Origin of the sequence: Microcoleus sp. A2-C3 (assembly GCF_036706065.1) — a bacterium.
Taxonomy (GTDB): Bacteria; Cyanobacteriota; Cyanobacteriia; order Cyanobacteriales; family Microcoleaceae; genus Microcoleus.
In genome coordinates this window covers 16,399-34,386 of the sequence record NZ_JAUBVX010000043.1, presented here as the reverse complement: position 1 = coordinate 34,386, position 17,988 = coordinate 16,399, and the positions used below count along the sequence as shown (strand labels likewise).

Below are 17,988 nucleotides of genomic sequence, written 5' to 3'. Positions count from 1 at the left end.
GCATCCTATACAGCGCTTTAAATAGCGTGTAAAACTAATTTTTGTGTAAGTCCTAATTGGTATACGAAGGTTTGGGGATTTTGGATCTCTACTGCAAGATTGGGTATTAAAAATTATGCAGAAGTGATAAAATGCAATATCAATCGGGAAAATTACAATTCAAAGCATGACGAAATTAGCCCGCCAAGGCATACTTATGCTTGCATCCCCAATTAACTTAGAATTATGTTCTATAGTGATATACGCCGAATATTTGATTTTGGATCTGCACACTCAAAACAAAATTTTTTAGGTACACTGAGATGACAGGCAAAAAGTCAAGCGATTCATCGCTACTTTTAGTGCAGATTGCCCACAAAGACCAAACGGCATTAGCTAAACTTTACGATCGCTACGGTCGTCCAAGTTACGGGCTCGCTTACAAAATCCTGGGTTCGGTAGAAGAAGCTGAAGAAGTGGTACTCGATGTTTTTTCCCAAATTTGGCAAAAAGCAGCAACTTACGATCCTAGTCGCAGTCGAGCGGATACGTGGTTGTTCATGCTTACCCGCAGTCGTTCCCTCGATCGCCTCCGAGTGTTGCAGCGAACAGTCCGCGCGGCCCAAGCTTGTCTGGAAGATGCGAAAATTCCGTCTTCGAGCCTTGCAGAACCGATGGAAGATGCCATGATCGAAGAACGCAGCGCACAAGTTACAGCGGCGCTAGAAAAACTGCCAGCAGAACAGCGAATTGCGATCGAACTAGCCTATTACCAAGGATTGACTTGCGCGGCAATCGCGACTAAACTCGGTATCCCAACAGGTACAGTTAAAACTAGAATTCGCTTGGGAATTTCTAAATTGCGCCAAAATTTGAGCGAAGAAATTTAGGTTGTTAAAAAACAAAATTTAAATTGTTTAAGATCAATCTAAAATTATGGCATCTCCAATCTTCCATCTTTCTTTAGTGCAATGGCAAAAACAAATCTAAAATTTACAATCTAAAATCGATCATGCCGGAGAACAGATGGAAATGATGCCAGACGAGGAGTTTAATACCCTTGCAGCCCTTCAAGCTCTCGATATCCTCGATGAGTCAGAACGCCTCGCACTTGCAGAGAAATTGCAAGCATCTCCAGAACTACAAAGTGAATTAGCTGCCTTTGAAACAGCAATTGCTGCGATCGGCTACACAGCCCCTGCCGTTCCCGTCGCCCCCGACCTGAAAAACCGCCTATTTCAGCGCATAGCGGAACTGCCACTAACGGCAGAATCAGTCAATTCAAAGCCAATTGTTACCTCCCCAACAGAGAACAATACTCCATCTGTAATCGTGCGATCGCGCGATGTCAAATGGAGACCTTACTCAGTTCCGGGAATCTCGATCGGCAAGCTTTACATTGACAAAAAAAAGCGCGAGATTACCTGCTTGATGCGACTAGAACCGGGAGTAACTTTTCCCCTGCACCGACACGCTGGCTCGGAAGAAGTGCTTGTATTAGAAGGAGATTTAATTGTAGAAGGGGAAGTTTGCTATCAAGGCGATTATATTCGATCGGTTCCCGGTTCTACACATTATTCGCTCACACAAGGGGGATGTTTGCTATTAATTAAAACTTCCACAGACAATGAAATGCTAGTTTGAAAATGGCAGGCATCTTGCCAGCCCCACAAGAGTTTTTGGAGATGTCTATTGTGGCACGGGCATCTTGCCAGCCCCGTGAATGGCAGGCATCTTGCCAGCCCCGTGAATGGCAGGCATCTTGCCAGCCCCACAATAGTTTTTGGAGATGTCTATTGTGGCACGGGCCGAAGAGCCCGTTAAGCATCAATTAACAATTACAAATAAAGGATAGTGCCATGCTAAATTACTGGCGTTTAACTGCTCTGATGTCCGCGGTTATTATACAATTTGTCCCGATCGCCAAAAGTGCGATCGCCCAAGAACGCGCAGGCTGTTTTCTGGTAAACTCAGCGGGAGAAGTGATTACCTTAAATGAGTTGTGCGCGCCCCAAGAATCGGGAATTAAGCTGACAGGAGACGATGGGAAATTTATCGAAGACTACAAACGCTTAGCAAAAAGCTACTCTCCAGACGCAACGAACACTTTACTGCAAGGAATTCAAACTAACCCTGGTCAAAAAATTGCCGCAGCGAAAAGGATATGTGCAGAAGCTAAAGCAGGAGTTTCTCTGCCGGAAGTTAAATTAAGGGCGATCGCGCAAGCTCTCAGTATCGAAAATCCCACAGTCAAAGAAAGTTTTCTCGCGGATGCCGATATTATCACCACCCTTGCAGGAAATCATTACTGCCCCGAATTAGCCAGCAAGTAAGATCTTGAAATCTGTAGAGACACGGCAATCCCCTGTCTCTATTTGCAGTTAAAATATTAATAGTCCTCTTGTCGCGGCACGACTCAGGAAATTACTGGGCATGAGATGAAACATTTAAAATCAAGTTCCGCCGATTTGCGGGATTTATTCAAAGACAGTATTACAGTTAAATATCTCGCGGAACCGCTAAAATCTGTCCCGGCGGTTGAAGATGCAGCTAAATTGCGATCGTGGATGGAGGCGCGCGATTTTGATGTGCTAGGGATCGAAGAAAACGGGACGGTTTGCGGCTATATAGAACGATCGCACTTAAAGACAGGTAAATGCAGCGATTACCAGCAAATTTTCCACCCATCGCAGTTAATCGCCGCCGCGACTCCGTTGATGGAATTGCTGCCGCTGCTGCGAGAAAAACCGAGATTATTTGTCTTGGAAAGCAACCGCATCAACGGGATTGTCACCTGCGGCGATTTGCAAAAAGCACCGGTGCGGATGCTGCTGTTTGGGTTGGTGACGCTGCTGGAAATGAATTTATTGCGGATTGTGCGGATCTACTTTCCCCAAGATTCGTGGCAAAAGTTGCTGAAGGGCGATCGCATTGTAGCAGCAAAACACCTGTGGCAATTAGGGCGATCGCGAAATGAGGCAATTGACTTGATCGATTACCTGCAATTCTGCGACAAGCGAGATTTAATCCTGACGAATGCCGAAATAGTCGATCGACTGGGGCTCAAATCCAAACGTTACGGGGAGCGTTTTTTGAAGTCAGCAGAAGCATTAAGAAACAAATTAGCACACGCCCAAGATTTAATCAACGGTTCTTCTTGGCCGGAAGTAATTTTGCTGGCTCAGGAAATAGAAGCACTTTTGCAGCGCTGCGAAGAAATTGAAATTGCCGCACCCGCCGAATTAGACAAAATTTAATCAATTTCGCCTTGATTGCTTAGTCCGCGGAGGCGGACATCGTTTGTGTAGACGCGATTTCAAGAGACTGTTGAAATCGCCGTTTTATCTAGTTTTTAATCTTGAGTTTCCTATTAGTATACTGAGGAACCCAACCTTGAGCAGTGGTGTAATACTGCACAAATTTCAAGTACAGCAACGGAGTGAGATAAAACCAATGTTCGGTATTAGCCGGTACTTTAATATATTCTTCAGCTTCCAACATTAATTGTACCTGAGAGCCGTTAGGATACACAAAACCAAAAACACATTCCCCAGCTAAGACGTGCAGAACTTCTGCATCTGCGTGGGTGTGAGTGCGATCGCTTTTAATCATCAGCGAGTAAATCTGTGGCGAACCGGGGTGCAACACTTTTAAGTCGCACCACTGACATCCGCTAGCGCGCTTGAAGTATTCAAACTCGGTTTTAAATGCTGCGAGTACCTGCTGTTTTTCTGTTACGCTGAGAATGTCTTGGAGTAGAATTTCTCGAACCGCAGGATTTTTGTTCGTTGACAGGCGATCGATCTGAATATTTAAAACATCCAGTTGGCGAGCGATCGCCCCGATCTCCGTATATGTCCTACCGTCTTCTAGTTGCAGAACAGCCATATTACACCACCTATTTATTTGGCTTTGAGGAGAATTTAGTTTCCAGTTTCTATATACCGTTGTTACAGACTAAACTCCTGCCTATTTTCCATAATAGCCGATCGCTAAAGTTAGATGTTTTTCGTTATATATTAAACATCTACCAGACTTTAATTGTCAAATTTTAACTTTTATTTAATAACCTTGAGAGTAGAAAGTAGGGTGCGTACCGCGCACCTTACAAAACTGAGAACTTTTAAAGCAGCATTCCGGCAATACAAGCAGTCATGAAACAAGCCACAGAACCAGCAATCATCGCCCTCACACCCAACCGAGCCAAATCGCCTTTGCGCGATGGCGCGATCGCACCAATCCCCCCAATTTGAATCCCGATGGAACCAATATTAGAAAAGCCACACAAAGCATAAGTCGCAATAATTGCTGCTCGTTCTGAAATCGCCTGTTGCTTCACCAATTTCATCAAATCTAAATAAGCAATAAATTCATTTAAAATCGTCTTTTTTCCGAGAATAACTCCTATTTTTCCACAATCAGCCCAAGGGATACCCATCAGCCAAGCCACCGGAGCCATCAAATAAGAAAAAATCCATTCCAGCGACAACTGAGGCAAACTAATCAGCCCTCCAAACCAACCCAAAAGCGCATTAAAAAATGCCAATAAACCCAAAAAAGCAATCAGCATCGCCCCGACATTAGCAGCTAACTTCAAGCCGTCGGTAGCACCAGAAGCTGCCGCATCCACCGCATTAGCATAAACCTGATCTACCTTAATCTCCACCTCGCCAGCAGTCAGGGATTTTTCTGTTTCCGGGTACAGCAATTTAGAAATAGCCAAAGCAGCCGGTGCCGACATCACCGACGCAGCAATTAAATGTTCAGCCGACACTCCAAAAGAAATGTAAGCCGCCATTACTCCGCCGGCAATTGTCGCAAAACCCCCCGTCATCACAGCGTGAAGTTCCGAGAGCGTCATTGTCGCCACATAAGGCTTAATTAACAGTGGCGCTTCTGTTTGTCCGACAAAAATATTGGCAGCACAGGAAAGAGTTTCTGCACCGGAAGTTTTCATGGTTTTAATCATGCCCCAAGCGACTGCTTGCACCACCCGCTGCAAAATGCCATAGTGATAGAGTAGGGTGATAAACGAAGAGAAAAAGATAATAGTCGGCAAGACTTTAAAAGCGATAAAGTGTTCGGCAAAATTGTCTCCAAATACGAACTTTGCCCCGGCATCTGAAAAATTGAGAAATTGGGTGACTAAATCTCCCAAAAATTTAAATACCGTCAAACCAGGAGCAGTTTTGAGAATCAAAATTGCAAAAATAAGCTGCAAAGCAATTCCCCACAGTACGGGAGGCCACTTAACCGCGCGCCGATCGACTGAAAAGGCGTAGCACAAACCGACAAAAACAGCTAAGCCTAATACAGAAATAAGTCTTTCCATTTCAGTCACATTCCCTTATAATCAAAGACTAAAGCTCAAAATTACGGCGCAGCCTAATTGCTGCTACTTTTATGCCTCTACCTATAGTTGCTATTATTGGACGACCCAATGTAGGCAAATCGACGATCGTCAACCGTTTAGCCAACAGCCAAGACGCGATCGTCCACGACGAACCGGGAATCACGCGCGATCGCACGTACAGACCAGCATACTGGGGCGATCGCGAATATCAAGTCGTAGACACCGGCGGGCTAGTATTCGACGACGAAACCGAATTTCTGCCATTAATCCGCGAACAAGCACTGGCAGCCCTATCAGAAGCCAGCGCAGCCATTTTCGTAGTAGACGGAAAAACCGGACTCACAGGCGGCGACGAATCCATCGCCTCTTGGCTGCGGGTGCAAAAAGTCCCGATCATTCTCGCCGTCAACAAATGCGAATCGGAAAATACAGGACTCACCCAAGCAGCAGACTTTTGGACATTGGGATTGGGAGAACCTTTCCCAATTTCCGGGATTCACGGTAACGGCACCGGCGAATTGCTAGACCAATTAATGACTTACCTTCCCACAGAAGTAGAGCCAGAAGTAGATGAAATAAAAGTAGCAATAATCGGTCGTCCCAACGTCGGCAAATCGAGCTTGCTTAACTCATTTCTCGGAGAAAACCGCGCCATAGTCAGCCCGATTTCTGGCACAACCCGCGACGCAATTGACACCATAGTAGAACGCAACGGTCAAACCTACCGCCTGATCGACACCGCCGGAATTCGCAAAAAGAAAAACGTCGAATATGGTGCCGAATTTTTCGGAATCAACCGCGCTTTCAAAGCCATCCGCCGCGCCGATGTCATACTGCTAGTCATTGACGCAATTGACGGCGTTACTGATCAAGATCAAAAATTAGCCGATCGCATCAGCCAAGAAGGTCGAGCCTGCATCATCGTCATCAACAAATGGGATGCCATAGAAAAGGACAACGACACGATCTACGAGTACGAAAAAACAGCAAGAACTAAACTGTATTTCCTCGACTGGGCCGAAATGATCTTTGTCAGCGCCATGAGTGGACAGCGAGTTGAAAAAATCATTGAATTAGTAGACAAAGCCTCCGACGAACACAAGCGTCGCGTCGCTACCGCCGTGATTAACGAAGTCATAGAAGAAGCCACAACCTGGCACTCAGCGCCAGTTACCCGCCAAGGAAAACAAGGCAAAATCTATTACGGTACTCAAGTGCGAGCGCAACCACCGACAATCGCGCTGTTTGTCAACGATCCCAAACGCTTCACCGAAAACTACCGCCGCTACATGGAAAGCCAATTCCGCAAACACCTCGGCTTTACAGGTACACCAATGCGGCTCCTGTGGAGAGGCAAAAAAGTTCGCGCCAGCGAAGAAAGTACCACCAACAGAGCACTACGTGTGAAGTAATTCTAGACTCTAGATTAAAGAAAAAACGCAGTTTAATGATTTAAGCAAATTGCGTTTTTTTCTTTTCTCTTCCTTCTTTCTCTTCCTTCTCTTCCTTCACGTTTTTCGCAGTTCAATAAATTGATATTCTTAAAAATCTTAAATCGACAAAATGGATTTATTGCGATCGCTTCCGATTGGACTTTACCTAGAACAACCCGTAACCTGGCTGCACCGGCTCGACTCCCGCGTCAAATTAGCCTGGTTGATGACATTTCTGATTGTACCAATACTCGCCAATCCCGTTTGGCGGTTGATGCTAGTAGCGATGTTAATCGTACTGACACTCAGCGCAGCCATTCCCTTCCGCGTGTGGAAACAGCAAATGGGACTGCTGCTGCTATTCTGCCTTTTAGTATTTTGCCTCAGCGCGATCGCCCCCGACGCACTTCCATCAGAACACCAGCCCCGCATCCCCGCCGACGAATTAACCTTTTCCCAACAAACCGCAACCCTTCCACCCGCTCAAAATCCCAAACCCTGGTATCAACCTTCTTTTAATTTCGCCTCAAACCCCCCAACCCAAAATCCCAAAGCTCAAGCCCCAAATAAACTCCCCCAACCCACAAACTACAGTTACGTTTTATTCAAACAAGGCCCGGTTAAAATCACCCGCAAATCCTTAGATTTAGCTATCAACGTCAGCACCCTATTTTTCACAGTAATTTACAGCACCAACCTCTACCTCCTTACCACAGCCAGCGAAGAAATCACCGCAGCTATAGAAAACTTAATGCAGCCGCTGCGTCGTTTAAACTGGCCTGTCACCGAAATCGCACTAACATTAACGTTATCTTTGCGCTTCATTCCCCTAGTATTGGAAGAAATACAAAATTTAGTGCGATCGGTCAGCACCAGAGCGATCAACTGGAAAAAACTCGGATTTCGCCGCGCCGCTCAAGTTTGGTTACTGATTGCCGAGCGGCTGTTAGAAAACTTGCTCCTGCGAGCCGAACAAATGGCTAGCGCTATGACAGTTCGCGGCTTCACCAGTCCCGATCGACACCGTGTAGAATGGCACCAGTTGGATTTCAAAATCCGAGACTGGATCGCCCTCGGCTGCTTACTCGCCCTCTGGAGCGCCCGCTTGGTTTGGGGTTGGGACAGTTGACAGTTGACAGTTGACAGTTGACAGTTGACAGTACGGGAATCAAACCATTTATGCTTGACGGGTATGGGCCACCCATCCAAGCAAAACTAATACCAGTTTCCAACAAGAATGCAGATGTAGGTAGACTCCAAAGCCATATCCAGTAAGTCATCCCCAACTCTTCAATTCTTCAATCTCAAATGGTATGAGATACTTCGACGCGATAGTGCTGCTAAAGTAATGGAGACAAATATTTAGAGATCCAAGACCTTGAACATCTATCTTGGGACAGATATCGTATACGTTCCGCGGATTCAAGCGGCATTAGACCGGTTTGGCGATCGCTTCCTAGAAAAAGTTTACACCAAGGCCGAACAAAGAGATTGCCGACAACTAAATTCTCAAGACAGCAGCATTAAAGGTAAAATGAACCGAGTTTCCTGCAACCAACTAGCCGGGCGGTGGGCAGCCAAGGAAGCTGTTGTCAAGGCCCTAGGCACGGGATGGCGGGGAATACGGTATGCAGATGTGGAAATTCGGCGCTCCGAAAACGGTGCTCCCAACGTGCAACTGCACGGAACCGCAGCAGCACAAGCCTCTGTTTGGGGAAATTGCCAGTGGCAGTTGAGCCTCAGTCACGATGGAGACTATAGCATGGCTACGGCGATCGCCCTTTGCACCCCGCGATCGAGTGAAACTAAAATCTAAAGTCTAAATCTTTAATCTAATTATCGATCGATTGTGAGTGTGAATGACTACCGAAACCTACCTGAATCATCCAAACTTTGGCCTCCTCTTCAGGATATCCCAGGTTGAAGACAGCCAAGAATTATTTACCACCCTATATGCCCAACGCCTATTTTTCTTAGTAACCAACGGCCCTGGCGGCCTGAGATTTGATCCCATCAGTCGCTCCGACGCTCGCCTGATGGTCGAAATTCGCCTGCGAACCCTCCGTCGCAGCGGTCAATATCAGGAGTACGACCAATTACAGGTTATTCACAAGCGGACATTTCAGTAGCGAAAATCGGCCATTGGTAACTTGGTAATTGGTAATCGGTAATTGGTAATCGGTAATTGGTAATTTGGTAATTGGTATCTGTTTTAATTTTCTTGCCCTCCAGTTCTCAGCGATCCAGAACCTATGACCATTGCCTCTCGAATTAACAGCATTCGCCAAGACTTGCCCGAATCAGTGCGGTTAATTGCCGTTACCAAACAGGTATCGACTGACGCTATCCGCGAAGCATACGAGGCGGGTATCCGAGATTTTGGCGAGAGCAAGATTCAAGAGACTGCCGATAAACAAAGCCAACTGCAAGATTTGCCGGATATCAACTGGCACTTAATCGGCCACTTGCAAGCCAACAAAGTGGCCAAAGCCCTAGAGCTTTTCCAGTGGATTCATTCTGTGGACAACTTAAAACTGGCCCGTCGGCTCGATCGCATAGCGGGCGAACAGTCCTGCTCTCGGCAAGTCTGCCTGCAAGTAAAAATGTTGCCAGATCCCGACAAATACGGGTGGAGCGTCCCAGAACTGCTTGCCGACCTTCCAGAACTCAACGAATGTCAGCATATCAAAATTCAAGGTTTGATGACAATACCTCCGTTGGGATTAGATGACTCGCAAATCCGAGAATTATTTAACAGCACCCGCGAACTTGCTGACAAAATCCAGCAGCAAAATTTGCCCCGCATTCAAATGCAGCAGCTCTCGATGGGGATGTCGGGAGATTATCATTTGGCAATTCAAGCAGGTGCTACTATGATACGGCTAGGAACAAGCTTGTTTGGCTCTAGGAGGAGATAAATTGTTGAAATCTTCTGATCAGCACAACTTGGGTTAAAAATAGAGTAGTTAGCGACCCGCGGCTAACCCGCAACGCGAGTATAGTCGGGGCAGCACAGTCGTGAAGGAGCTTAAATGGTGAACATTTTTTCTAAGCTACGAGATTTTGTAGGCTTCAACAATGAGCCTGAATACGATTACGAGTACGACGAAGCGGAAGGAGAACGCTTTCAGAACGTCTACCAACAGCCTGAACCGAACGCCGCCGCTGCTGCTGTCGCCGCAGCAGAAGAAGAACGTCGCCAAAATCGCAGAATGCGGGAGCGGTCAGTAGTAGGATCGACAGGTACGGATGTTGTTGCACCAACCGGGGGAGTAGGGTCAGTAATGAATAACGTGATTGGAATGCCTGGAGCTATGAACGGGATTTCGGAAGTAGTAGTGATGGAGCCGCGCACTTTTGAAGAGATGCCGGCAGCAATTCGAGCTCTTAAAGAACGCAAATCTGTGGTTTTGAACCTGACGGTGATGGATCCAGACCAAGCGCAAAGAGCTGTGGACTTTGTGGCGGGCGGTACTTACGCCCTTGACGGTCATCAAGAGCGCATTGGCGAAAGCATCTTCTTGTTTACGCCTAGCTGCGTGCAGGTGAGAACTCAGTCTGGTGTGGTTCACGAAGTGCCTCCAGCCCAAGGACGCCCGCGCCCTGCTGCGGCTGCTCCTGCACCGACAGTCTGGCCGGCAGAACAAGCTCAAATGGTTCAGTAAGAATGAAGGAAGAAGGAAGAGGGAAGAAGGAACAAGGAAGGAAGCAAGAAAAATATCGTAAAAGATGAGATTGTCTGTTGGTTTATAGTTTTAAACTTGCCGAAATCAGATGATCGCATTCTGGATATTTTTCGATTATTACAATTTTTTTTCCTCTTTCCTTTTTCCTTCTTTCTTTTTCCCTCTTTTTTTATTCTTCCTTTTTCTCTCTTTATTCTTCCTTTTTCCCTCTTCTTTCTTCCCTCTTCCTTCTTCCTTCTTCCCTCTTCCTTCTTCCTTCAGAATGACTAACATAAAATTTGGTACGATCGGCGGCGGAGTAATGGGAGAGGCTCTCTTATCCCGCCTCATAGCACAAAAAGTTTATTTGCCCTCAGAAATATTGGTGAGCGATCCGCAACCCCAACGGCGGGAATTTTTGACGGAAACCTACGGAATCGGAACAACAGCCAGCAATCTTGAAGTTGCTACCGCTACAGAAGTGCTGTTTTTGGCGATTAAACCGCAAATTTTTGAGAAGGTAGCTTTGGAGTTGGCCGTGGCGGCCGATCGCAAACAAGGAAATAATGGAGAAACGGCTAATTCCCAGCCCGAAGCGGTGGTAGTGTCGATTTTGGCAGGAGTCCCGCTCAGCAAGCTCGAACCGGCGTTTCCGGGGCGAGTAGTGCTGCGTGTGATGCCAAATACTCCGGCAACGGTAGGCGCGGGAATGAGCGCGATCGCCCCAGGGAAACTCGTGCAACCGGCTGATTTAGAATTAGTCAAGCGCATCTTTCAGGCGGTGGGAGAAGTGGTGGAAGTGCCTGAAAGTATGCTGGATGCGGTGACTGGCCTTTCCGGTTCCGGGCCAGGTTATGTAGCGATTATGATCGAAGCCTTGACAGATGGCGGAGTTTGTGCAGGTTTGCCACGGGCGATCGCCTCTCAATTAGCCCTGCAAACTGTATTCGGTACAGCGAAGCTATTGCAAGAAACAGGAATGCACCCAGCAGAATTAAAAGATCGAGTTACAAGTCCCGGCGGCACAACTATTGCCGGAATTGCTACATTAGAGAGTAACGGCTTTCGGTCGGCTTTGATCGAAGCAGTCAAAGCAGCTTGTTTGCGTTCTCAAGAATTAGGTAAATAACCACAGAGAATTTAAAGACCTACAATAAAAAAATAAGAGTTGAGTTCAAGGGAAGACCATCGCCAATGCCAGAAAAGTTAGAAGAAAGGGTTGCCCTCTTAGAAGCTGAAGTTGCTCGCCTCAAAGACAAAGTAGAAAATAACTCGTTTTCTCAACCTTAGTGGGAACGAATTGCTGGAAAATTTGCTGACAATCCGCCTTACAATGAAGCGATGCAATTGGCTATAGAATACCGTGACTTTCTGCGCTCAAATTCTACCCAGCAATCCGCAGATTAAATGTATAGCCTTTCTCAAAAAGGTGAGGTACGACTGGGCATAGGGCATAGGGCATAGGGCATAGGGCATAGGGCATAGGGCATACCTCATCTTTCTGAGAACCGCTAGAGATTATTGATACTAATCGTCCGATCAATCGCTAGCTGCTGTTTCCAATTTCTGTCCAATTTTCGGCTCAGTACCGTTCAAAAGCCGCTGAATATTGCTGCGATGCCGCACAATCACAAACACGCCGCCCGCAATTCCAAACAATACATAAGCCAGCGGCTGATGTAAAGCAAACATCAATCCAGCAACGCTAATTGCTCCGATAATCGAGCTTAAAGAAACAATGCGCGATACCGCAAAAACTATGCCAAAAATTCCGAAAGTTCCCAAACCAACTGGCCAGTACAAACCCAGCAAAACTCCCAAACTCGTCGCCACAGATTTACCGCCAGTAAAGCCCAGCCAGATAGATTTGCTGTGTCCCAAAACTGCAAACAAACCTGCCAAAGTTGCCATCCACGGGATGATAGTTGCAGTATTTTCTAAACCGGCGGCGATCGCTAGTTGGCTGGTTAACTCTAGAGAGTAGATGTAGCGGATTAGAGCGATCGCACTTACGCCCTTCAACACGTCAACCAGCAACACCGCCAACCCCGGCCACTTCCCCAAAGTCCTGAGTACATTAGTCGCACCAGTCGAACCCGAACCTACTTCGCGAATATCAATCCCCAGCATCAATTTACCCAAGGTGTACCCAGTCGGAATCGAACCCAGCAAGTAAGCTGCGATTAACAATGCGCCATTTAAAATCAACCACAAACCCATAATAAATTCCCTCATTCATTACTTTTGAGAACTCAAGTCTTCGCTACAAATTTAACGATAATTCTTTAACCTGCTGGGAGGTGACATCTTCCTAAATTAAATTTAGTTCTTGGATTACAAGAAATTAAAACTAATTTATGAAGATGTCTTCCTTCTTCCTTCTTCCTTCTTCCTGATGACTAATGACTAATGACTACTGACTACTGACTACTGACTACTGACTACTGACTTCTTCCTTCTTCCTTCTTCCTTCTTCCTTCTTCCTTCTTTAAAAATCCTTAGCAGCCATCAAACTTTGCGGATCGGGAGCAAAGGCTAGCCACAGCGGAAATTGCAGCATTGACAAACTAATTAAATCCTCAGTTTCATCAATCACAATTAACGGCAATTTTCCATCTCTCACCAGTCGATCGGCTTTTTGAGCCAAAGCCTCCGCAGACTCAAACATAATAATGCCACCTTCCGGGCCGAAATCGGTGCGAGTAATCCCCAAACAGTCCTGCAAACCCCGGCGCCACTCTCCCAAACGTTCGGGACTGTTCGCGAGCACCAATGTCCGCACCCGTCCGCCGTAGACGCTTCTGAGTACAGAAATAATGGTCGAACTAATCAAGATATTTTGCAACCGCGAACCCATAGTCCGCAAAGCGCCCCTTCCTCCTTGGGTGAAAAACCAGTTAGAAACTCGTTCCGCGTGGATGGGTTCAAAGGTGCGGCGGAGTTGCCAAGGCGGGCCGTAATAGTCGGGGAGAGTGCGATATTGGTCTAGGGTGCGGCGAATTTGTTTGGCTTGTTCTTGAAATCCTTGTTCAGCAAATCTGGGATTTACCGGGGAAGAGGATGGAGAATTATCAACAGAGATTTGTTTGGTAGTTTCTTGCACCGGTGGCGTCAAATCTAAGAGTTCGGCGGTAGCTGCTAAATCCTGCAAACTGCCGACTAGATAGTCTTTGAAACCTTGGACTCGGATTGCTAAATCTTGGGAAACTCCGGCAAAAGTTGTCCGCATTTCCTTTTGAATTCGATCGCGCCTTCTTTCGAGTTTTTCGACTTCGATTTGCAGTGTTTGTTTGCGACTATCTAGTTGAATCAAGCCGTCTTGTACCAAACGCCCGATCGATGCTTGAGCCTCGCCCAACGCTTCTTGGGCGTTAGCTTTGTCGGCTTCCAAGGCGGCAATTCTGGCGGTCAAATCTTGTTCTTGCTGCTGCAATGCTTGAACTCGTTGGACCAAATTGTCGGTGACATTTTCTGGTACGGGCGTTACCGTTTCTGCGGTTGTTGCTGGCTGGGATTCTGTTTCGGGCTCGATTGGCTCGATCGCACTTTCAGATTCTCTATCCTCTGTCTTTGGCTCTATTTGGGCGATCGCGCCCGCTTCGTCCACCACAGGGGTAATGTGGGGATTTTCCTCGTCCCAGGGGTCTCTTTCGGGCAGAATTTGGGATGTGAGATCGTTTTGGGCGATCGACAATTTCCGTATTTGAAATGGCAATTGGTCGTCCATCTGATTCACGGGTAAAGTTGGTTCGCCGTCAGCGGCTGGTTGTGATTCGGGCTTTTGGGTGGGAAATTCGTCTGAATTCATGAGAAATTTGGTTCGGCGTGGGGCACGGAAAGTTAAAAATTAAAAATTAACAACTTGTTTAGTCTTGACGGGGACAGCGCTGTTCTAAGCACGTCTGTAGCATTTTACGATCGAACAGAACCGGCAGAAAGTGAATGCTGTTAATTTCTTTGAAGTAAAACAAAATCGGCACAGCGGGCCAAAATATCCGCCAATTTTGCCATTGTCGGAAAGGAAATTGGCGGATCAACTTGGACGATCGATAAATGTCCAAATCCGTTGGAGTAAACTGTAGCCGGATCGTGGCGGCTTGGTACATCAGAAACAAGCCGAACAGCGCCAGGGGTAAACTCACCCACTTCTGCACAAACAGCAGCGGTACAGCAGTCAGTACCAGAACTAGGGGAATCGCATAACTAGGGGCGAGTTCGATCGTATCTGTGGGCGCAGTCCCAGAGGTAGTTGTCGTCACGGGTTTAAATCAGGGGTAGATAAAGGAATATTGCCAATTATTCATATTTTACTGTTTCCTAGCTTACAAGCCTTTGAGTACGCTAGAGCCCGTGCCCTGGAACATCAGCCAAGTCAGGAAAAAGTTAACAATAAAAATTGCCAGCAAAGCCGTCACCACCGCCGTAGTCGTCGATTGTCCCACGCCCTTTGCACCGCCGGTAGTCGTCAAACCCCAGCTAGTACCGATGACAGCAATCAAACCACCGAACACAAAAGCCTTAATACCCGCGCTGCAAATATCCCACAGAGTCAGGAAACTGCGAACTGATTCTAAAAACACGGTTTGAGATACGCCGTACATTGTCGTCGCAATCAGCAGCCCGCCGGCGATGCCCGTAACGAGGGACAATATTGTCAGAATTGGCAGCATTAAGCAGCAAGCCAAGACGCGGGGAATTACTAAATAGTCGATCGGGTCTGTTCTGAGCATCAGCATGGCATCTATCTGCTCTGTGACCTGCATCGTACCGATTTCCGCCGCAAAAGCCGAACCGACTCGTCCCGTCACGATCACGGCTGTTAAAACAGGGCCGAGTTCGCGAGTCAAAGACAAAGCCAAAACGCCGCCGACGACATTACCCGCACCAAGATTAATAAACTCCCTCGCTACCTGAACCGTAAATACCATGCCGACAAAACCCGCAGTCAGCAAAGCAATCAGCAGCGATTCCGGGCCAACTGCTGCCATTTGATCGAGGGTATTGCGGCGGTTAATTTTGCCCTTCAGCAAGTGCAGCATGACTTGGCCGCCCAATAAAATTGCTGCTAGCAACCGCTGACTCCACAAACTGAGGCTCGATGGTGTAGTTGTGCTCAAGGGATTTTCACTCTAGAACAACTGCAAAAAATGAAATCTATCTACAAATCTTAAACAAGTTTCTTCTCTAAAATTTAAGATTTTTGACAGAACTGGCTACGGAGGGCGATCGCTGCCTATCGTAGAAAAGGACAAGTTTATTTTACTTGCACCTTTCGGCAGTTTAGCTGAATTTACTGAATATTATGAGCATTTTCCCTAATTTTCTTCGCTCTTTACTGCTAACGAGCCTATTGAGCTTTATCGCTCCCTTATTGTTAATCGGCGCGGGATTGACTAGCTGTTCGTTGATCGGTCTCGTGCCTGCTCTCCAAGGGGTCGGTCGTTCTGGAGAAGACCAGATTTTACAGTTCTTAGCTACTTTCGGCAGCGGCTGTCCCCTCCAGGGGTTTTTGGTGATTGGTCTAACTTTTGGTTTGGTGGGTGCTTTATTTGATACTTATGCTGCTTATCAGCATTCGCGCTGGGGTTAATTCTGTTTCGATACAGAAAATGCTAGGGACACAACGATGTTGTGTCCTGCAAAATGTATTGTGTTAAACTTAAATCAGCAATGGTTGGTGAGGAAACTTGGCAATGCCGAGTCAGGGAGTTGGAGGAAATGGAACTGCATCGGAATTTGGAGACTTGACCGGGATGACTCGCCAAGAAGTCGATGACTTTTTGCGAGGACTGGGTGCAGAAATCAGACAGACTAAAGGTGGTTATCTTGAATACGAATTTGCCGATCGTTCGCGAGTCAATATTCGTGCTGATGGTAAAGTTATACGAACCCCAGTGCCTAGATACGGTTCAGATGGCAGAAAAATAAACAAAGGTTTACGTCTTGATAAAGACGGCAGCTTGGTCAAAACACGCGATGAGTTTGGCAACCAAATTCTGGGAACACACAATACGGGAGAAAAAGTGAGGGATTAATATGCCGGATGACTACAACTTGCTTAATTTAGGTGAACTGACATCCCTAGTAACCAATGTCAATGTCTCTTTCTGGGGAAATAAAATTGTATTTGAATGTATTTACGATCCTACACGGGATCGATTGCCTTATACTATCGTATTTCATGACTGCCGAGATATCAGTTGGGAGGTTTTCCATCCAGAAGATGTACAAGATCCAGAAGCTGATTTGATTGGCATTCATTTGGGTGAAGAGGCGCACCGAAAAGCAGCTTTAATCCATACGGATATTTTTGAAATTTCAATTTTGTACGGCAGTTTCAGTATTCATAAGGGAGAGGATTTAAATCCAGAATTAGGAGAATTAGAAACAGAGGTTTTAAGATCTGAACCGCAAGCAGTCTTGTAGCAATTTAAATGAGTGATTGGAAAGACGACTATAACTTGCTGGGCTTGGGTGGATTGACATCTTTAGTCACAAATATAAATGTATCTTTGTGGGGCAACGAAGTATTAATCGAATGCGTCTACAATCCTGAAGAAAGATTGCCTTATGCGCTGGCATTCAAAGACTGCCGCGGTATCAGTTGGACTGTACACGATGAAGAGGAAGTATGGGAACTGGAATCTGAATTTTTAGGGATTTGTTTGGGCGAATCATCTCACCGCAAGCCTGCTGTGCTGACTACAGATATTTTTGAACTTTCAATTTTGTACGGCAGTTTTAGCATTCACAAGGGAGAAAACCTAAATGCTGAAATTGCAGATTTAGAAACAGAGGTTTTGGTGTCATAAGCAACCGCAGTCTTGCAGCAATTTACAAATTAAAAAATTTACAAATTCGCAATTATCAGCATTTTCAAAAAAGAGAGTAGCTATTCAGGATTTACGGACTGCGACCAAGAAACCGGGTTTTTCAACGGAGATTGAGGGTTTGAACGAAGTATTCTGGTTAAAAAACCCGGTTTATGTGTCTAGGACTATATTGTTGCCCGCATCAGTTTAGGATACTTAATATAACTTTTTATCCCAGACGAGGTAGAACACCATGCCTGATATTGTTGATATTGCCGTAGGTGCCGGTTCGTTCCAAACCCTGGTAACGGCGGTGCAAGTAGCTAATTTAGTAGATGCGCTCAAAAGTCCGGGCCCTTTCACTGTCTTTGCACCGACTGACGATGCTTTCGCGAAATTGCCGCCGGGAACTATCACTACCCTAGTGCAGAATGTCCCCCAACTGAGCAGGATTTTGATGTTTCACGTTGTCTCTGGCAAGTTTATGAAGGCTGATTTGGCAAAACTCGGTTTTGTGACTTCCTTGGAAGGTTCGCCGATTAAAATTGATTGTTCTGACGGTTTTGAAGTAAAAAATGCTACTGTTGTCGCGGCTGATATCGAAGCTGACAACGGTGTCATCCACGTCATTGATAACGTGATTTTGATGGGATAATTTCACCTTTAAACGTTGCTACGGGAGCGAAGCAGGTGCATTGTTCTGCCGCTTCGCTCCCGATCGCACTTTGGTTTTTTAGCAATTAAAA

General features: G+C 46.3%; 23 protein-coding genes. 16 read left to right on the top strand and 7 right to left on the bottom strand.

Features of this window, described 5'->3' with window-relative positions; translation table 11 throughout:
• The first annotated feature begins 302 nt into the window (after positions 1-302).
• The 4 genes from QUB66_RS21505 to QUB66_RS21490 all read left to right on the top strand — a co-directional run bounded on the left by QUB66_RS21505 (position 303) and on the right by QUB66_RS21490 (position 3,236).
• The gene (locus tag QUB66_RS21505) at positions 303-869 is read left to right on the top strand and encodes a sigma-70 family RNA polymerase sigma factor (RefSeq protein WP_332969700.1); all 567 of its coding nucleotides are present in this window, start codon (positions 303-305) and stop codon (positions 867-869) included.
• 142 nt (positions 870-1,011) lie between these two features.
• Positions 1,012-1,623 carry a cupin domain-containing protein gene (locus QUB66_RS21500; protein WP_265239730.1) on the top strand — a complete coding sequence of 204 codons (612 nt, stop codon included), beginning with the start codon at positions 1,012-1,014 and terminating at the stop codon, positions 1,621-1,623.
• A 215-nt stretch (positions 1,624-1,838) separates the two neighbouring features.
• A complete protein-coding gene (locus QUB66_RS21495) occupies positions 1,839-2,312 on the top strand; it encodes a DUF732 domain-containing protein (RefSeq protein WP_265239729.1) in 474 nt (157 codons plus the stop codon).
• Positions 2,313-2,417: 105 nt separating this feature from the next.
• Positions 2,418-3,236 carry a hypothetical protein gene (locus tag QUB66_RS21490; RefSeq protein ID WP_332969702.1) on the top strand — a complete coding sequence of 273 codons (819 nt, stop codon included), beginning with the start codon at positions 2,418-2,420 and terminating at the stop codon, positions 3,234-3,236.
• Between the two features lie 88 nt (positions 3,237-3,324).
• Here the strand turns inward: QUB66_RS21490 and QUB66_RS21485 are convergent, their stop codons facing one another.
• Both QUB66_RS21485 and QUB66_RS21480 read right to left on the bottom strand, forming a co-directional pair.
• Entirely contained in the window at positions 3,325-3,867 is a 543-nt protein-coding gene (locus QUB66_RS21485) for an acireductone dioxygenase (RefSeq protein ID WP_332969703.1), read from the bottom strand.
• Positions 3,868-4,102: 235 nt separating this feature from the next.
• Positions 4,103-5,311, bottom strand: a complete 1,209-nt coding sequence (locus QUB66_RS21480; protein WP_332969705.1) for a NupC/NupG family nucleoside CNT transporter — start codon at positions 5,309-5,311, stop codon at positions 4,103-4,105.
• Positions 5,312-5,382: 71 nt separating this feature from the next.
• Here QUB66_RS21480 and der point away from each other — a divergent pair, with 71 nt between their 5' ends.
• From der to QUB66_RS21450, 6 genes are all read left to right on the top strand, one after another.
• Positions 5,383-6,744 carry a ribosome biogenesis GTPase Der gene (gene der / locus QUB66_RS21475; RefSeq protein WP_332969706.1) on the top strand — a complete coding sequence of 454 codons (1,362 nt, stop codon included), beginning with the start codon at positions 5,383-5,385 and terminating at the stop codon, positions 6,742-6,744.
• A gap of 151 nt (positions 6,745-6,895) precedes the next feature.
• A complete protein-coding gene (locus tag QUB66_RS21470; RefSeq protein WP_332969707.1) occupies positions 6,896-7,894 on the top strand; it encodes an energy-coupling factor transporter transmembrane component T family protein in 999 nt (332 codons plus the stop codon).
• Positions 7,895-8,143: 249 nt separating this feature from the next.
• On the top strand, positions 8,144-8,581 hold the full coding sequence (acpS, locus tag QUB66_RS21465; RefSeq protein ID WP_332969708.1) for a holo-ACP synthase: 438 nt from the start codon (positions 8,144-8,146) through the stop codon (positions 8,579-8,581).
• Positions 8,582-8,624: 43 nt separating this feature from the next.
• Positions 8,625-8,894 (top strand): transcriptional coactivator PipX, encoded by a 270-nt coding sequence (pipX, locus tag QUB66_RS21460; RefSeq protein WP_265239722.1) that lies wholly within the window; start codon positions 8,625-8,627, stop codon positions 8,892-8,894.
• 123 nt (positions 8,895-9,017) lie between these two features.
• Positions 9,018-9,683, top strand: a complete 666-nt coding sequence (locus QUB66_RS21455) for a YggS family pyridoxal phosphate-dependent enzyme (RefSeq protein WP_332969709.1) — start codon at positions 9,018-9,020, stop codon at positions 9,681-9,683.
• Between the two features lie 114 nt (positions 9,684-9,797).
• The gene (locus QUB66_RS21450; RefSeq protein WP_265239720.1) at positions 9,798-10,430 is read left to right on the top strand and encodes a cell division protein SepF; all 633 of its coding nucleotides are present in this window, start codon (positions 9,798-9,800) and stop codon (positions 10,428-10,430) included.
• A 138-nt stretch (positions 10,431-10,568) separates the two neighbouring features.
• Here QUB66_RS21450 and QUB66_RS21445 read toward each other — a convergent pair whose 3' ends face one another.
• A complete protein-coding gene (locus tag QUB66_RS21445) occupies positions 10,569-10,724 on the bottom strand; it encodes a hypothetical protein (RefSeq protein ID WP_265239719.1) in 156 nt (51 codons plus the stop codon).
• On the opposite strand from QUB66_RS21445, the gene proC reads away from it, so the two are divergent.
• Entirely contained in the window at positions 10,714-11,559 is an 846-nt protein-coding gene (proC, locus tag QUB66_RS21440) for a pyrroline-5-carboxylate reductase (protein WP_332969710.1), read from the top strand. The two genes, QUB66_RS21445 and proC, sit on opposite strands and share 11 nt — an antisense overlap.
• Before the next feature lie 410 nt (positions 11,560-11,969).
• Here proC and plsY read toward each other — a convergent pair whose 3' ends face one another.
• The 4 genes from plsY to QUB66_RS21420 all read right to left on the bottom strand — a co-directional run bounded on the left by plsY (position 11,970) and on the right by QUB66_RS21420 (position 15,547).
• The gene (plsY, locus tag QUB66_RS21435; protein ID WP_332969722.1) at positions 11,970-12,650 is read right to left on the bottom strand and encodes a glycerol-3-phosphate 1-O-acyltransferase PlsY; all 681 of its coding nucleotides are present in this window, start codon (positions 12,648-12,650) and stop codon (positions 11,970-11,972) included.
• A gap of 268 nt (positions 12,651-12,918) precedes the next feature.
• Positions 12,919-14,238 carry a DUF3086 domain-containing protein gene (locus QUB66_RS21430; protein WP_332969711.1) on the bottom strand — a complete coding sequence of 440 codons (1,320 nt, stop codon included), beginning with the start codon at positions 14,236-14,238 and terminating at the stop codon, positions 12,919-12,921.
• 58 nt (positions 14,239-14,296) lie between these two features.
• Complete coding sequence (locus QUB66_RS21425; protein ID WP_265239716.1) at positions 14,297-14,689, bottom strand: DUF3119 family protein; 393 nt, start codon at positions 14,687-14,689, stop codon at positions 14,297-14,299.
• A gap of 63 nt (positions 14,690-14,752) precedes the next feature.
• Positions 14,753-15,547 (bottom strand): MlaE family lipid ABC transporter permease subunit, encoded by a 795-nt coding sequence (locus QUB66_RS21420; RefSeq protein WP_265239715.1) that lies wholly within the window; start codon positions 15,545-15,547, stop codon positions 14,753-14,755.
• A 233-nt stretch (positions 15,548-15,780) separates the two neighbouring features.
• On the opposite strand from QUB66_RS21420, the gene QUB66_RS21415 reads away from it, so the two are divergent.
• The 5 genes from QUB66_RS21415 to QUB66_RS21395 all read left to right on the top strand — a co-directional run bounded on the left by QUB66_RS21415 (position 15,781) and on the right by QUB66_RS21395 (position 17,897).
• Positions 15,781-16,020: a hypothetical protein gene (locus tag QUB66_RS21415; protein WP_442923478.1), complete on the top strand. Its 240-nt coding sequence runs from the start codon at positions 15,781-15,783 to the stop codon at positions 16,018-16,020.
• Between the two features lie 103 nt (positions 16,021-16,123).
• Complete coding sequence (locus tag QUB66_RS21410) at positions 16,124-16,465, top strand: hypothetical protein (RefSeq protein ID WP_332969713.1); 342 nt, start codon at positions 16,124-16,126, stop codon at positions 16,463-16,465.
• A gap of 1 nt (position 16,466) precedes the next feature.
• Positions 16,467-16,856, top strand: a complete 390-nt coding sequence (locus QUB66_RS21405; protein WP_332969714.1) for a hypothetical protein — start codon at positions 16,467-16,469, stop codon at positions 16,854-16,856.
• 8 nt (positions 16,857-16,864) lie between these two features.
• Entirely contained in the window at positions 16,865-17,242 is a 378-nt protein-coding gene (locus tag QUB66_RS21400) for a hypothetical protein (RefSeq protein ID WP_332969715.1), read from the top strand.
• A gap of 253 nt (positions 17,243-17,495) precedes the next feature.
• Positions 17,496-17,897, top strand: coding sequence for a fasciclin domain-containing protein (locus tag QUB66_RS21395; protein ID WP_194011615.1), 402 nt, complete (start codon positions 17,496-17,498; stop codon positions 17,895-17,897).
• Positions 17,898-17,988 lie beyond the last annotated feature (91 nt).

Excerpts from the sequence above, each read along its gene's own strand:
- der (WP_332969706.1), top strand. The coding sequence starts at position 5,383 with ATGCCTCTACCTATAGTTGCTATTATTGGACGACCCAATGTAGGCAAA.
- QUB66_RS21395 (WP_194011615.1), top strand. The coding sequence starts at position 17,496 with ATGCCTGATATTGTTGATATTGCCGTAGGTGCCGGTTCGTTCCAAACC.
- plsY (WP_332969722.1), bottom strand. The coding sequence starts at position 12,650 with ATGGGTTTGTGGTTGATTTTAAATGGCGCATTGTTAATCGCAGCTTAC.
- QUB66_RS21410 (WP_332969713.1), top strand. The coding sequence starts at position 16,124 with ATGCCGAGTCAGGGAGTTGGAGGAAATGGAACTGCATCGGAATTTGGA.
- QUB66_RS21455 (WP_332969709.1), top strand. The coding sequence starts at position 9,018 with ATGACCATTGCCTCTCGAATTAACAGCATTCGCCAAGACTTGCCCGAA.
- QUB66_RS21485 (WP_332969703.1), bottom strand. The coding sequence starts at position 3,867 with ATGGCTGTTCTGCAACTAGAAGACGGTAGGACATATACGGAGATCGGG.
- QUB66_RS21405 (WP_332969714.1), top strand. The coding sequence starts at position 16,467 with ATGCCGGATGACTACAACTTGCTTAATTTAGGTGAACTGACATCCCTA.
- QUB66_RS21480 (WP_332969705.1), bottom strand. The coding sequence starts at position 5,311 with ATGGAAAGACTTATTTCTGTATTAGGCTTAGCTGTTTTTGTCGGTTTG.
- QUB66_RS21445 (WP_265239719.1), bottom strand. The coding sequence starts at position 10,724 with ATGTTAGTCATTCTGAAGGAAGAAGGAAGAGGGAAGAAGGAAGAAGGA.
- QUB66_RS21500 (WP_265239730.1), top strand. The coding sequence starts at position 1,012 with ATGATGCCAGACGAGGAGTTTAATACCCTTGCAGCCCTTCAAGCTCTC.
- QUB66_RS21470 (WP_332969707.1), top strand. The coding sequence starts at position 6,896 with ATGGATTTATTGCGATCGCTTCCGATTGGACTTTACCTAGAACAACCC.
- QUB66_RS21430 (WP_332969711.1), bottom strand. The coding sequence starts at position 14,238 with ATGAATTCAGACGAATTTCCCACCCAAAAGCCCGAATCACAACCAGCC.
- QUB66_RS21495 (WP_265239729.1), top strand. The coding sequence starts at position 1,839 with ATGCTAAATTACTGGCGTTTAACTGCTCTGATGTCCGCGGTTATTATA.
- proC (WP_332969710.1), top strand. The coding sequence starts at position 10,714 with ATGACTAACATAAAATTTGGTACGATCGGCGGCGGAGTAATGGGAGAG.
- pipX (WP_265239722.1), top strand. The coding sequence starts at position 8,625 with ATGACTACCGAAACCTACCTGAATCATCCAAACTTTGGCCTCCTCTTC.
- QUB66_RS21490 (WP_332969702.1), top strand. The coding sequence starts at position 2,418 with ATGAAACATTTAAAATCAAGTTCCGCCGATTTGCGGGATTTATTCAAA.
- QUB66_RS21450 (WP_265239720.1), top strand. The coding sequence starts at position 9,798 with ATGGTGAACATTTTTTCTAAGCTACGAGATTTTGTAGGCTTCAACAAT.
- QUB66_RS21400 (WP_332969715.1), top strand. The coding sequence starts at position 16,865 with ATGAGTGATTGGAAAGACGACTATAACTTGCTGGGCTTGGGTGGATTG.
- QUB66_RS21505 (WP_332969700.1), top strand. The coding sequence starts at position 303 with ATGACAGGCAAAAAGTCAAGCGATTCATCGCTACTTTTAGTGCAGATT.